Origin of the sequence: Halobacillus sp. A1-3 (genome assembly GCF_050971765.1) — a bacterium.
GTDB lineage: Bacteria > Bacillota > Bacilli > Bacillales > Halobacillaceae > Halobacillus > Halobacillus mangrovi_B.
In genome coordinates this window covers 232,263-246,718 of the sequence record NZ_JBPCEO010000006.1, presented here as the reverse complement: position 1 = coordinate 246,718, position 14,456 = coordinate 232,263, and the positions used below count along the sequence as shown (strand labels likewise).

Annotated in this window: 13 protein-coding genes; 7 read left to right on the top strand and 6 right to left on the bottom strand. The window is 41.1% G+C overall.

Annotated features, from left to right (window positions below; genetic code table 11):
- Positions 1–313: 313 nt before the first annotated feature.
- From ACRYKC_RS12570 to ACRYKC_RS12555, 4 genes are read left to right on the top strand one after another with little or no spacing between them, the layout of a single operon-like run.
- A complete protein-coding gene (locus ACRYKC_RS12570; protein WP_433807075.1) occupies positions 314–2,068 on the top strand; it encodes an alkaline phosphatase D family protein in 1,755 nt (584 codons plus the stop codon).
- A gap of 42 nt (positions 2,069–2,110) precedes the next feature.
- Positions 2,111–2,845, top strand: coding sequence for a twin-arginine translocase subunit TatC (tatC, locus tag ACRYKC_RS12565; RefSeq protein ID WP_433807074.1), 735 nt, complete (start codon positions 2,111–2,113; stop codon positions 2,843–2,845).
- Between the two features lie 28 nt (positions 2,846–2,873).
- The gene (locus ACRYKC_RS12560) at positions 2,874–4,307 is read left to right on the top strand and encodes an alkaline phosphatase PhoX (RefSeq protein WP_433807073.1); all 1,434 of its coding nucleotides are present in this window, start codon (positions 2,874–2,876) and stop codon (positions 4,305–4,307) included.
- A 21-nt stretch (positions 4,308–4,328) separates the two neighbouring features.
- Positions 4,329–4,565 carry a twin-arginine translocase TatA/TatE family subunit gene (locus ACRYKC_RS12555; protein ID WP_433807072.1) on the top strand — a complete coding sequence of 79 codons (237 nt, stop codon included), beginning with the start codon at positions 4,329–4,331 and terminating at the stop codon, positions 4,563–4,565.
- A gap of 484 nt (positions 4,566–5,049) precedes the next feature.
- Here the strand turns inward: ACRYKC_RS12555 and ACRYKC_RS12550 are convergent, their stop codons facing one another.
- Entirely contained in the window at positions 5,050–5,250 is a 201-nt protein-coding gene (locus ACRYKC_RS12550; protein WP_433807071.1) for a hypothetical protein, read from the bottom strand.
- A 273-nt stretch (positions 5,251–5,523) separates the two neighbouring features.
- Positions 5,524–6,108: a hypothetical protein gene (locus ACRYKC_RS12545; protein WP_433807070.1), complete on the bottom strand. Its 585-nt coding sequence runs from the start codon at positions 6,106–6,108 to the stop codon at positions 5,524–5,526.
- A gap of 205 nt (positions 6,109–6,313) precedes the next feature.
- Between ACRYKC_RS12545 and ACRYKC_RS12540 the strand changes: the two genes are divergently transcribed.
- Complete coding sequence (locus tag ACRYKC_RS12540) at positions 6,314–7,729, top strand: PQQ-dependent sugar dehydrogenase (RefSeq protein WP_433807132.1); 1,416 nt, start codon at positions 6,314–6,316, stop codon at positions 7,727–7,729.
- A gap of 122 nt (positions 7,730–7,851) precedes the next feature.
- Here ACRYKC_RS12540 and ACRYKC_RS12535 read toward each other — a convergent pair whose 3' ends face one another.
- The 3 genes from ACRYKC_RS12535 to ACRYKC_RS12525 form a co-directional block, all read right to left on the bottom strand.
- Positions 7,852–8,526 (bottom strand): response regulator, encoded by a 675-nt coding sequence (locus tag ACRYKC_RS12535; RefSeq protein ID WP_433807069.1) that lies wholly within the window; start codon positions 8,524–8,526, stop codon positions 7,852–7,854.
- Positions 8,523–10,121 carry an ATP-binding protein gene (locus tag ACRYKC_RS12530; protein WP_433807068.1) on the bottom strand — a complete coding sequence of 533 codons (1,599 nt, stop codon included), beginning with the start codon at positions 10,119–10,121 and terminating at the stop codon, positions 8,523–8,525. The genes ACRYKC_RS12535 and ACRYKC_RS12530 overlap by 4 nt, the downstream gene beginning before the upstream one ends.
- A 101-nt stretch (positions 10,122–10,222) precedes the next feature.
- Positions 10,223–11,296, bottom strand: coding sequence for a YkvI family membrane protein (locus ACRYKC_RS12525; RefSeq protein WP_433807067.1), 1,074 nt, complete (start codon positions 11,294–11,296; stop codon positions 10,223–10,225).
- Positions 11,297–11,673: 377 nt separating this feature from the next.
- Here ACRYKC_RS12525 and alr point away from each other — a divergent pair, with 377 nt between their 5' ends.
- Positions 11,674–12,783: an alanine racemase gene (gene alr / locus ACRYKC_RS12520; protein ID WP_433807066.1), complete on the top strand. Its 1,110-nt coding sequence runs from the start codon at positions 11,674–11,676 to the stop codon at positions 12,781–12,783.
- A 160-nt stretch (positions 12,784–12,943) separates the two neighbouring features.
- On the opposite strand, the gene ACRYKC_RS12515 is transcribed toward alr, so the two are convergent.
- On the bottom strand, positions 12,944–13,735 hold the full coding sequence (locus ACRYKC_RS12515) for an SDR family oxidoreductase (protein ID WP_433807065.1): 792 nt from the start codon (positions 13,733–13,735) through the stop codon (positions 12,944–12,946).
- A gap of 403 nt (positions 13,736–14,138) precedes the next feature.
- Between ACRYKC_RS12515 and ACRYKC_RS12510 the strand changes: the two genes are divergently transcribed.
- A complete protein-coding gene (locus ACRYKC_RS12510; RefSeq protein WP_085028879.1) occupies positions 14,139–14,444 on the top strand; it encodes a DUF3870 domain-containing protein in 306 nt (101 codons plus the stop codon).
- The last annotated feature ends 12 nt before the right edge of the window (positions 14,445–14,456 follow it).

Here is a 14,456-nt window from a genome sequence, read left to right as displayed (position 1 = left end):
TATCTATGCATGTATATAAACGATAGCTATTTTTAAAGATTCAGAGTGAATGAATTTATTTGTTTAGATTTCTTTTTCCCACTGTTAAAAAAAATGGGCCATAATGAGTAAGGAAAAGTGACGAATTTGGATGAAATTTCTTTTATTTAACGGTTATTTTAATTCCAAGACCAGAACCTACTTCCATTACCCTAGTCCAAATCACCCAACCTTATTTCTCCTTTATTTACATCTATTTACAACAAATTCAAAAACACTCTCTATAGTATGGGTTGTTACATTCATTAAACGCTTTTCGAAAGGAGCATTCCAAATGACAAAGGAAAGGCAAATGGGAGATTGGATTCAAAAGCTTAATGAAGAGACCTTACATAAAGGTGTCGACCGTCGAAGCTTCCTTCAGGGAGCAGGAAAGGTGGCTAGCATTTCTTTAGGAATGGTGATTGCCCAATCAATGGGTGGAATCTCCATCTCTGCAGAAGAAGTCGAGTTTCAAGAATACCCGTTTTTGCTTGGGGTAGCTTCCGGAGATCCTCTATCGGATAGTGTGGTTTTATGGACACGACTGGCAACAGATCCTTTAAACGGAGGAGGGATGCAGGACCGGAAAATTCCTGTCAAATGGGAGATAGCCAAAGATGAACATTTCCGTCATATCGTACAGCGCGGTACAGAGGTTGCAAGCCCGGCGCTCGCACACTCTGTCCATGCAGAAGTAGAAAACCTCGAAGCGAATACGGCATACTACTACCGTTTCAAGGTCGGGAAGGATCTCAGTCCAATTGGAAAGACAAAAACCCTTCCAGCCAAAGGATCTGAGGTTACAAGCCTGTCTTTTGCTTTCGCTTCCTGCCAGCAATATGAGCATGGCTACTATACCGCTTATAAACATATGGCTAAGGAAGATCTTGATCTTGTCTTCCATCTTGGGGATTACATTTATGAATACGGCCCTAACGAATATGTCTCGCGCACAGGAAATGTAAGAACACATAAAGGACCGGAAATTAGATCACTGCAAGATTATCGTAACCGTCATGCCCAGTACCGTTCAGATAAAAACTTGCAGGCAGCTCATGCGGCTTTTCCTTGGGTCGTCACATGGGATGACCATGAAGTTGAAAACAACTATGCGGATATGATTCCCGAAAAAGGCCAGTCTATCGAAGCATTCGTCAAACGGCGAGTAGCAGCCTACCAAGCCTATTATGAACATATGCCATTACGTCAATCATCCATGCCTGATGGAGTTGACATGCAGTTATACCGGCAATTCTCTTATGGGAACTTAGCGAATTTTATGGTTCTTGATTCCCGTCAGTATCGTTCCGATCAGGCCAATGGAGATAAAAGCTCACCACAGACCGAGGAATCCCTGGATCCTACTCGTACACTGTTAGGAGACGAGCAGGAAAAGTGGGTCCTTAATCATCTGGATGACTCAAAAGCGTCCTGGAATATCCTTGCCCAACAAATCTTTTTTGCTAAAAGAAACTATGGTCCAAGCCCTGAGCAGCCGTTATACAGCATGGATGGCTGGGACGGCTATACACCTGCAAGAGAGCGCATTACTGATTTCGCCCGTAAAAAAGACATGGATAATTTTATTGTCTTAACTGGAGATGTTCACGCCAACTGGGCATCGAACATCCTTGCTGACTTTGATGATCCAGCTTCCCAGATGCTTGGTGCTGAATTTGTCGGAACATCGATCACTTCAGGCGGAAACGGTGCGGACAAACGAGCAGACACAGACCGGATCCTTGACCAGAACGATCATATTAAATTTTTCAATGATTTCAGGGGCTATGTTCGCTGCCATGTCACACCAAGTCAATGGAGAACGGATTACCGTGTAGTTCCATTTGTCACAACTCCTGGGGCAGATATTTCTACTAGAGCTTCTTTTGTTTACCAAAAAGACCCTGAAGGACTAAAAGAAGTAGCAACAACAACCGTTCCTCAAGGGAAACAGAAATCTTCTGAAGTGGAAGAAGATCGTCATAAAGCACATGACCGCGCCCATAAAAAACAAGAACATAAAGGTAAGCAGAAGCAAATGAATTAATAGCAAGTAGTGTAAATGGTCGACACCAAGGAGGAAAGTGCAATGGAAGATCGCAACCTGCAGATGATCAGCCATCTGGAAGAGTTACGCAGCAGGGCAATTAAAACAGTCCTCGCTTTTATCGGCTTCCTAATTGCTGGACTTGCCTTTATGAAGCCTATCTACCAATGGCTGATTCGAGACTTAGATATGAAGCTTGCGATTCTTGGACCGAGTGAAATTTTATGGGTTTATTTAATGATTGCCGCCGTATGCGCCCTAGCTGCAACCATCCCTGTAGCCGCCTATCAAATTTGGCGGTTTGTCGCTCCAGGTCTTAGTCAGACGGAAAGGAAAGTAACCTTACGTTTTATCCCAGCCTTATTCTTCCTATTCATCTTTGGCATAGCATTTGGTTATTTTCTTCTTTTCCCAATTGTTTTAAATTTTTTAACGGCTCTTTCGGAAGGACAGTTTGAAACCATGTTCACAGCGGAAAAGTACTTCCGGTTTATGCTGCACATGACTGTACCATTTGGATTATTGTTTGAAATGCCTTTAGTTATCGTTTTTCTTACTGTCCTGGGAATTTTAAATCCAGCTAAATTAAAAAAATCAAGAAGAGTTTCCTACTTTTTGCTGATTGTTATTTCCGTGCTGATTACACCACCTGATTTTCTATCAGATGTGCTTGTGATTCTACCCTTACTTCTTTTATATGAAATCAGCATTTCGTGCTCCACCATCGCCTATAAAAAACGTCTGGCTACTCAGTCAGCAGAATCTAATGTCGCCTAATGGAATCAATCAATAGGAGGTTATCGGTTTGAATAAACCCCATATGAATCGAAGAGATTTTCTCAAAGCAACTGGAATGAGCACCGCTGCACTGGCTTTAGGGACCACTGGTTTAATGTCTTTTGGTGAAAATAAAGTGTTTGCCGGCACAGCGAAGAATAGCAAGGCTACAGGCAAGTATGGTCCGCTCGTTAAAGATCCAGGCGGTGTTATGGATCTCCCACACGGTTTTCAGTATCGTATTATTTCAGAAGAAGGCGGAAAGCTCTCTGACGGCAGACCCATTCCTGCTAAATTCGATGGAATGGCTGCTTATGCTGGCCCTAATAACTCAACCGTATTAGTTCGGAACCATGAGTTAAGCGGAAACACTCAATACCCGGTCATTGGGAAAAACCCTTACCGCAGAGAAGAAACAGGGGGAACCACTTCATTAGTTGTTGGCCCGGACCGTAAAATAAGGAAAGAATATGTTTCCTCTTCAGGAACAATCCGTAACTGTGCGGGCGGACCAACACCCTGGGGGACATGGCTTACTTGTGAAGAAACATTGGAGGAAGGCCACGGCTATGTGTTTGAAGTAGATCCGCATAATCCAGAGAACAAACTTTCCAAAACTCCAATCCGAGATATGGGAGCTTTTTCTCATGAAGCCACAGCGATCGATCCTGCTACAGGAATTGTTTATCTGACAGAAGACGCTGGGCCAAGCTACTTGTATCGTTTCATTCCGAAAGATCGCAGCCAGCGGGCAGGCGCATTGCAAAAGGGAGGCCAGCTTCAAGCAGCAGCGATCGAAGAAATGAGTACAAATGAAACAAGCGAATTCTATACCGGTCGGAAATTCGATATTGTCTGGAAAGATGTAGATCCTGACAAACCGACACTTGATGCTGGAAAAAAAGGATGTATTGCTTTCAGTCGTTTAGAAGGAGCCTATTTCGAAGGCGGAGTCTTCTGGTTTGATGATACGTCTGCTGGAGAGAAAAGCTTAGGTCGCGTTTATCGCTATATCCCATCTACCAATACGCTGGAGCTATTCTATGAATCTACAGTCCAAAATGATTTGGAAATGCCGGATAATATCTGCATCACCCCATGGGGAGATTTGTGGATTGCCGAAGACGGTGGAGGGGTTGACCGTGTTATTGGTATAACACCAGAAGGGGAAAGTTACGTATTCGCTGAAAATAAAATGAATAACTCTGAGCTTGCTGGACCAACATTTTCCACTGATGGCCGAACATTCTTTATTAATGTCCAATCTCCTGGAATGACCTTTGCCATCTGGGGACCTTTTAAGAAAAAAAACGCAGCTCGCAGAAGATTGATGGGACATGCGGCACCACCATCAGCTTATGCACCAAAAGTATCGGACAACCTTTCTGCGTTTGCAGAGCTGCAAGGAATGTCAGACCTAGAAGCTGCCGCGTTCGAACGCAACGGCATGCCTATTCTATAACATTAACAGGAGGCGGATTTTATGTTAACAAATATTGGAATACCAGGGTTAATTCTAGTGTTAGTAATCGCTTTAATAATTTTTGGCCCTTCAAAACTGCCTGAAATCGGTCGCGCATTTGGAAGTACACTCAAAGAGTTTAAAAGTGCAACGAGTGATTTGGTAAACGGAAACAGTGACAAGGAAGATGAAACTACGAGTGAAAACCAGAAGCTGAGAGCCGTAGAAGAGAACAAGAAGCAGAATACAGGAAGTTGATTACCAAAAACCGTCCAGGGTGAATAACTCTGGACGGTTTTTAAAATGACTTTTTCAGTTAAGTAGACTATGAAAGTCTTAGGGTCATCAATCTATTTGTAAAAATCAAATACTCGATATTAAATTTTTCTCCTTACTTACGTATAGGTATTTTACTTGATTTAGGAAAGGATTTATTATTATTCGAATCAGTCCTTAGGTATGTATGAATCTTGGTAAGTTGATGGAAGATACCTAGTAATACACCCAAAATTGCACCTAACAACAATGTGGCGCCAAATCTTTCTGGAATGATTCCTAAAAAGAATGCAACACCTATACTTATTACCATATAGATCAAGACAACCATGGTAACCCTCCTTTTATATTACTAATGATCGCTCTTCATAACTCGAATTTCTAGCAAACTTTATCATTCACACTAGTGGGTCTTATGTATCTATTAATTCCGATCACCAACAAAATAGACAGTTCGAACTTTAGATCAATTGCTATAATCAAATTCCTCTTTAAGCTCTTCCGTTACTCTCTTAAAATAGGCTACGGAATTCCAAAAATCTTGATCCACTTCTTCCTTTTCAAGAGCACGACGAAATTCCCGCCAAAAACTCACCTGGGCGTGTTCAACCCTGTTGTTTAAAGATTCGTCATGGCGATATTCTTCTAGACCTTCAACCACCTGCATTGCTTGACCATCAAAAGCGATTTAAAAATCTTCATGTTTTTGGACTCACTCATTGTGAAACCCTCATTTTCTGCATTTTGAACAAAGCTTTCTAGCCTATCAAAAGAATTCTCAAGGAATATGATACTTTTGATCAACTCCTGTCTTTCCTATTATTGTTCCTCCGTATAGAAGCCTGGGATTGGTCGTGATCAATAAAACAAAGACGGTGCTGACGATTATTTTTTTTATTATTCAAGTAATTACCCCGTTTAAGAATTCTGTATTAAAACCTTATTTACGTTGGGATAACCTGCGAGAAATAACTTTGTTGAAGACCTTGAAAACAGATATGCTCAATTTTTTCCAAACCCAGCTATACATTAAGGAAAAGACAAATGTTCCTAACACAACCATACTATTAAAGTCCGATTTTATCGATGGTCCCAGTATCGAAAATTTAAACCCAAATAACAATATACTGATACCTAGTGTCAAACATAAAGCTGCAAATGGAATAATAAATAGGCTTCTCTTAAAATACTTGAGACCAATGCCTAAACTGAGCCCTAATATCCCTGTAGTAAATAGGAACACCAATAGCTCACTTGGCTGAAGAATGGCTAATAGAAATATGGTAACTAAATAAGTCATCACACCTATTCTAAGTGCCATTAAGCAGGCGAGTACAAGAGGACCAGTGCTCATCATGCTCAGTAAATAACCAACGCCAGTGAAAACCCCCGCCGATTGAAAAATAACGGCTATCGAACCTAATAAGGCACCAACTACTAGCCGCATTGTCTTAGAATAATTCTCTATAGTTGGGATTAACTCATCTCTCCAAACAATAGATGATACTTTTTGAAAAATGACCATATCTGACACCCCCCTATAGGTAAATGCAGTGGGAAAGAAGTTTATGCTTGGAATTACTTAAGACAACTTGACTCTTTTCTAGTCATTATCCTAATAATGCTTCTGTAACGAATGCCTTAAGATCCTCTAGTCCTAATTGGTACTAACAAAACAATTCTAACCATATTCTTATAAAAGAAAATAATTAGGAGGAGTGAAAAAACAGTTGAGAAAAGTAAAGGTTAGATTGCGCCCTATTGTTACTAAGATAAATTTACCAACTGTTTTGAAAACGGCTATACTTCCAGGGGACACAGTGGAAAGATTATTTATTGCAACCCAGGTAGGAGAAATCTTTTACATAGGAGACGGAGATATTAGGACTTTTTTAGATATTCGCCAGCGAATCATAAAACTAGGAGGTTCTGGTGGCGGGTATGATGAGCGTGCATTGCTGGGGTTAGCGTTTCATCCCGCATTTTTTTACAACGGTTTGTTTTATCTTCACTATTCAGCAGCAGGAACACAAGGTCCAGGAGCTCTTCCTAAATCTTTTAATCCTGACCCGTGTGAGCCCAATACTTTCAATCTAAGGTGGACAAATAGAGATACTCAATATGATCATATTGACACAGTGGAAGAATGGATTCTCACATCAAATGGTCAACCTCAAAAAAGACGGACACTACTTAATTTAAGAAGACCTTTTTCTAATCATAATGGTGTGAACAGCTTAAACTTTTCACCTGAAACAGGAAAACTTGTTTTAACAACTGGAGATGGCGGGTCAGGCTATGATCCCTTTAATTTAAGTCAGGACGAGATGGAAATCGCGGGTAAAATAATTGAAATAGATGTAGCTAAACCTACATCTATGAATAATCCCCCCGTAGTCTCACGCTTCAATGAACTACCCGTACCTATTCAGGAAACAATCACGGTTATTGCCAAAGGGGTTCGCAATATCCCCGGGATTTCATTTCAAAGAAATTACAATCAGTATATTAAATATGTAGGAAATGTCGGGCAGGATCTGGTTGAGTCGATATTTTCATTCGTCTATTATAAACCGATCCCTGTTACTCAGCTTGCTGAAGGTTCTTTAACGCAACCCGCGTCTGAGGAAGAAGGAGTTATTAATTTTGGCTGGAGGGGATGGGAAGGTTCTTTTCCTACTTCGATCATAAGGGGCTGTGCTGAAAATCCAAAATTGGATCAGAAAACTATGGCTTTTTACAATGAGGCAGTCGAAACTTCAGTAAAGAGAATTCAACCTTTAATTAGTTATTTCCATCAAGATTCCCGGCCTGATAAGTTCAAAGGCACTGCGCTTACAGGTGTACAACCATACATGGGAAATGGAATCCCTGCTCTAACTGGAAGTGTCGTATTTACGGACCTTCTCCGAAAGCAAGACTCTCAAATTCCGAATAGAGGGGCGCTAGCTTACACCAGAGTAAGACCAGAGTGTAAACTAAATGATTTTAGTGTTATTGAAACCGATCATAATTTTGGGACTCAACCTGCTTATTACGTTAGTTTGGGAACGAATCTTGACCAATCCAGATTGTATTTGGGGGCTTATGGATCTATGAGAGTGACTGATCTTAACCAAGGCAGTATTTTTGAGATTGTTCCGTGATTGGCATCAAATACAGATTGGGATTATTTTATTGAATTTCGCACATCTCGTCTGTTGATCCCCGTTTTAAAAGCTCCCTACTAGACCAGTGTGAATAAAAAGACCGACATCCATCTGTCGGTCTACTCCAAAAAATATTTCCGCTCAGGCCGGCCCACTTTCCCGTAACGCATCTTTGCTTTTCCTTCATCAATAGAAATCAAATACTCTAAATATCTTCTTGCCGTTGTCTTAGAAGCCCCCATTTTTTCACTCGTCTGCTCAGCCGTCATTCCCTCTGGCGTTTCAGCCAGCATGGTTCTCACTTTATCGAGCGTTAAGGGATCGATACCTTTCGGGACAGGCTCTTCTTTGTTTTTAGTAGTTTTCTTTCGTCCGATCAACTGATCCACCATCGCTTGATTGAAGGTTTCTGTAGAGCTCATCATCTGCCGTTTTTGCCTGTATTCTTCGATCGTCTTATGGAAACGCTCAATGGTAATCGGCTTGATGATGTAGTCGATCACACCGTAGTTTAATGCTTTTTCAATCATCGCTTTATCATTGGCGGCAGTGATCATAATAATATCTACACTTGAATGATGCTCTCTTATTTCGTGAAGCAAATCCGTTCCCAGAGAGTCAGGCATGTACACGTCCAACAGCAATAAATCAGGGTTTTGTTCCTTAAGAAGGGCTAAAGTCTCTTTCGCATTCAAGGCTTTGCCGGCCACTTGTACTTCATCAACAGTCGCTAAAAACTTCTCATGTAGCTCGGCCACACGAAAATCATCTTCAGCAATGACGACACGGATCATGAGGATCCTCCTTTCTCCTTAGGAATAAAAATTGAAAAAACCGTTCCTCCGCTTTCTGATTCTCCGACTTCTAATGAGCCGCCCAGATCGCTTACAATATCCTCTACGTTGGAAAGTCCAAAGCCGCGATGCTCTCCTTCTTTCGTGGAAAATCCTCTCATAAACAAGTACGGGATCATGCTTTCCCGAATCCCTGGTCCTGTATCCGATACTTCAAAAACAATTTCTTTACCAACGTCGGTCGCAAAGAATGTCACAGTCTTCTCATTTTCATCCGCAACCGCTTCAAACGCATTATCTATAATATTCCCGAGAATCGTAACCAATTTGGAACGGTTGATATGAGCAGGAATAACGTCCAGAAAAGATTCTTCATCAATGGTAAAATTGATTTTTTGTTCAGATGCTTTGCTAATTTTTCCTAACAAAATAGCTTGTATCGTATCATCTTTAACCTGGTCGAATAAGATCCTGTTCTGGTCCTGCGAAGTTTCAAATTCACTCTGAATCATTTGTGTCGCTTCGTCATAGTTTCCGAGCTGAAGCAAACCTAATATCACATACATTTTATTCGTATATTCATGCGTTTGGGCCCTAAGGTCTTCGGAATACCTTTTCACCTCAGACAAGGCATTCACCATTTCACGGACTTCCGTTTTATCTCTGAAACTAGCGACAACTCCGACGACTTCTCCATCTTCGTAGATCGGTTTTCGATTAACGATGACCACCCGATTATTAAGCGTCATCTCCTGATCACTTTCAGGGAGTCCCGATTCCAGCACACGAGGCATATGTGTGTTCGGAAATACCTCTTCTACCGACTTTCCTTTGGTGTCAAAATTAATATCAAGCATTGTCATGGCGGAGTGATTCATCATCGTTACAAGCCCGTTTTGATCAATCGAAATGATTCCCTCTTTGATTGAGGAAAGAATTGCTTCGCGGTCTCGATATAATGAGGAAATTTCAAAAGGTTCTAAACCTAACGTATCCTTTCGAATGCTCCTTGCTAACATAAAGCTCCCGAACGCTCCGAGCATCAAGACAGCTACAGCAACTCCTGCTATATCCGCCAGCTTAGAAACAAACGCAGAATTAATATCCTCAATTAAGAAGCCGACAGATACGATTCCGATGATTTCTCCGTCATCATTAAATATAGGTGCCTTCCCTCTTAATGAAGGACCAAGAGACCCTTTGGCTTTTGATATGTAATACTCCCCGTCCTTAAGAGCCTTTTCATTATCCCCCCCAACCATGCGCTTCCCGATCTTCCATGAATCAGGATGAGCATAGCGGATGCTGTCTTTATTGCCCACGACAACGAACTCCGCTCCTACCTCCTCTTGAATATGAATCGCGATTGGCTGAATGATCTTAGAAGGATTCTCTCGCTCAAACGCTTCTTTGATCGTAGGCATAAAGGAAACGGTCGTCGCCGCTTGCAACGCAAGCTGTCCCATCTTTTCTTCCGTTTCTTCCTTTTCCCAATAAGCGAAAATTCCAGCAAGTAAGATCGTGACAGAGACGATAATAATGAAAACTAAGCCTAGTATTTTAGTTTGTAAGGATACACGGAAGCCTTTTGACATGGTGAGAGCTCCTTTTATGTAAACGTTATCTTCCAAATATCATAACATATTGGTCTTATTATATATAAAAAAACCCGGCAGAAGCCGGGTTTATCAACTATTTATGCGGATAATCTTTCATGCTTTTTTTGCTCTGCTTTTAATCTAAATGGAGCACTAATTAACGCTACAATTAAAAACAATCCCAGGAATCCAATCAACGGATAGAAGATCGCCACTAGTTCAGTAAATCCTACAAAACTAAGGCCAAAGGCGATGATTCCAGTGATCAGCACAAATTTTTTGTGACTGCTCGTCCCTACTTTTGTAAAACGGGCAGCAAAGGAAAAGAACATGCTTACCGCTGTATTGAATACCATTCCAAATAGAATGATAGAGTAGAAGATTCCAAGTGCTGGAGAGATATCATCTACAAGTTTAAGCATCGGCATATCAAAGCTTGCGACTACATCTACTTTAGAGAAAATGGCGAGGTGACTTAAAACTATGAGAAGTCCTAAAGTCAATCCACCAAGCAGACCGCCAATCGCGGACGTCCGCTCATCCTCTTCATTTCCACCCATCAAAAGAGACATTGAGGCCCCAACAGCTACGTTAAAAGAAACATAGTTAAGTGCGGAAACAAACCAATTAGATAATGCTTTTGGCTGCTCAACAGCTGTAGATTGCAGACTCGAAAAAGATAAGTCCATAGTTGTCAGACTGTAAATAGAAACCATCACCACCATGACTATTAAAAAGGGTGTGATACTTCCAATAACGTTGACCACTTTCCCTACATTCATCATAATTGTGGCCATGACAATGACACTCATTAAGATAATCCCAAACACAGGCGGTAAACCAAACTGCTGACTTGGAATCGAACCTGCCCCAGCGATCATGACCACCCCGACTCCAAAGAGTGTAAATATGATGACATAATCGACAATGATTCCAAGATATCGTCCGCTTACTCTATAAACCGCTTCCTTGTGAGATTTCGCTTTCATTCTCGTGCCTAGCTTAGTAAGCATCATCCCCATATAGGCAAATAAAGCTGTTGCTATGATTGTTCCTATCGTACCTATGTAACCAAAGCTCGTAAAATACTGAAGAATTTCCTGACCAGATGCAAACCCTGCTCCTACAATAATTCCAACGAACGCACTTGCTATCTTTATGATCTTTTTCATAGTCTTCCTCCTTATTTATGTTCTTCTATGGGAGATGAAGCTTAAATATAGCGCTTTCATTTTGGAGGCGCTTCAACAGTGTACCATGAATGCGCTTTCTTTTGTTTCAGTTAAAAATACAAATTCCTCGTACCCTTTTTGTTATTTTTAACAAAAAGCAGAACGACCCTGTATATTTTATCAAAAATCGAAATGCATCCAATCTACCTTTTATCCTATTTAATTCTTAAACATGAAAGGGATATGTGTTTTTAAACAAATGACGGCGTCCAATTTTTAAGTTTCCTCTAAACGATTCCTTTTACAGACACGCTATACTGTTTTGAAAGCGCTCTATTCCATACTTACATTCGCTAAACACCTAGGAGGGATTTGCGATGGAACATTATCGTCCTACACGAGCTGAAATTTCTATAGAAAACTTTCAACACAACATCCTGTCATTTCTCGACCATCTATCTGAAGAATGCGAATTAATGTCTGTTGTGAAAGCAGATGCCTATGGTCACGGACTGATTCCAATGGCTCAAGCAGCTTTAAATGCAGGGGCCAGTCGTTTAGGAGTGGCGATTGTAGAGGAAGCCATTGAGCTACGCAATGCAGGAATCAAAGCCCCCATCCTTGTTTTTGGCTATACACCTCCAGAAGCCGTTCAAGCAGCGATTGAACGTGATATCACTCTCACCGTTTTTACTGAGGATGTAGTCAAGAACGTGATTGAAACAGCAGAAACATTGCAAAAACAAGCCCAATTACATATCAAAGTAGACAGCGGGATGCACCGAATCGGACTGAAACAAGTGGAAGATGTCCTGCACCTCTTACATCAAAACACATCTCCATTTATAAAATGGGAAGGGATTTTCACTCACTTTTCAGATGCGGATGGGGAAGATCCAACTTATACTGAACAGCAATTTGAGCACTTCTTACATGTGGTTGAAACGGTTGAATCTTCTTATGGACATATGCCTGTAAAGCACTGCTGTAACAGTGCAGCTACGATTGCTTATCCTAGCATGCATTTAGACATGGTGAGGGTCGGTGTCAGCCTTTACGGATTATATCCAAATGAACATATGGAAGAGATCATTAATTTAAAACAAGTCATGAGTTTGAAGACAGCACCAGTCATGATAAAGACGGTCCGTCCTGGTGAACCAATCAGTTATGGAAAATCATTCGAGCCTGAGACACCCTCTAAGATTGCGACTTTACCTGTCGGGTATGCAGATGGGTGGTCACGCTCTTTATCCAATCAAGGCGAGGTCACGATTGATGGACAGCGCGCTCCTATCGTTGGGAAGGTTTGTATGGATCAAACAATGATTGATGTGACTCACATAGAAGAAGTAAAAGAGGTTACATTATTTGGGGACAGGAATGAAGGCGCGATTTCAATGCAAGAAGTGGCTGAGCATATGAATACAATTCACTATGAAGTGGCCTGTCTGATTGGAAAACGCGTACCAAGGATTTATAAATGAGAAAAAACCCGGTCTTGGCCGGGTTTTAGTTATTGGAGTATCGTAATTTTCGGTGTTCGCCGATATATTTGATTTTTCGCTGATATAAATCAGCATTGGACGATATATATCAGCGTTCGCCGATATCAACCAAAAGTTCGCCGATAAACGCACTCAAAAATTATAGCGCCTTCACCAGGCCACCATCGACAACAAGCGCTTGGCCAGTCATGTACGTATTCGCACCAGACGCTAGAAAAACAACCGCTTTGGCGAACTCTTCAGGTTCACCGTACCTTCCCAACGGAATTGACTGCTCTGTTTTCTCCCTCAACTCAACTGGCGACAGACCTAACTGAGCCGCCCGCTTCTCATCTAGACTTGCGACACGGTCCGTAGCAATACGACCAGGTCCAACAGTGTTGATTAATATATTATCTTCCGCAAGCTCCTGGGATAGACTCTTCGAAAGTCCCACGATCCCTGAACGGAACGTGTTCGACAAAATTAAATTATCTAACGTTTGCTTAATAGAAGAAGAAGCGATATTTACAATTCTGCCACTCTGTTTAGCCCTCATTGACGGCAGCACTTCACGAATTGCTCTTGTAAAACTTAATAGATTTAGTTCGAACGCATTCTGCCAGTCTTCATCAGAAAAGTCATCAAACCCTCCCGCTTTCGGTCCTCCTGCATTGTTGATTAGAACATCAACGGTTCCATGGAGTTCGATCGCTTTCTGAACTAATTGAACAAGATCATCTATTTTCGTTACATCACAAACTTGATACTCAACGTATTTGTTTCCACTCACTTCCTGGATTTCAGCCTTTGCTTTTTCCAATTCTTCTTCACTTCTGCTTGAAATCAGCACCTTGGCTCCTTCTTTAGCGAATTCTGTACTGATCGCTTTTCCAAGTCCTTTACTTGAAGCGAGTACGATCACGGATTTATCTTGTAAATGTAGATCCATGTCATTTCCTTCCTTTCTATTATTTATTTTTTTGCCTAGACATAATTTCTTCATGAAGCTCACATTCTACATGGGAGAAGTGAAGTCTAATAGAGTATCAGGTTCGATCTCCCTACCTGCTATATTAACTTTAAGTGTATCACTTTAAAAAGGTCCTATGTTACACTATTGGAAGCGATTGCAAAGGATTTTTCCTTCGAATTATCACCAGAAAGTGATAAGGTATGTTCATCCTGTATCAGCTTGATCCTGAGGCTCACATTGCAATGAGTGATGCTATCATTCCATTGCAGCGTTCATTATGTAAGCAAAGAAAGCAGAAAAATAACCACTATTAATCTTTTAAGTAACTATTGAAATAGGATTTTCTATTCTAAATCAAATCATTCAGGAGGAAAGAACGATGAAAACAGTTTTTGTTGCAGGACACTCAAAGCTACCATCAGGAATGGCAGCCAACCATATCTCCGAATCTCTTACTCTCACTTTAGAAGTCGATAAAAAATACGGCGTCATTGTCGATGCCTCTTGTACACTAGCGACAGAGCACGGAAGGAAATTTGTTAAGTCCTTACTCAAAGGCTATAGCTTAAAAGATGGTACGGAGGAACCAATCGCAAGGCTCAAAGAGGGCTATTTAGGAAAAGCAGGTAATGCGTTAGAAGCCGCTTTGAAAGATTCATACAAACAATACCAGCTCTATCAATAATAGATTTATGTA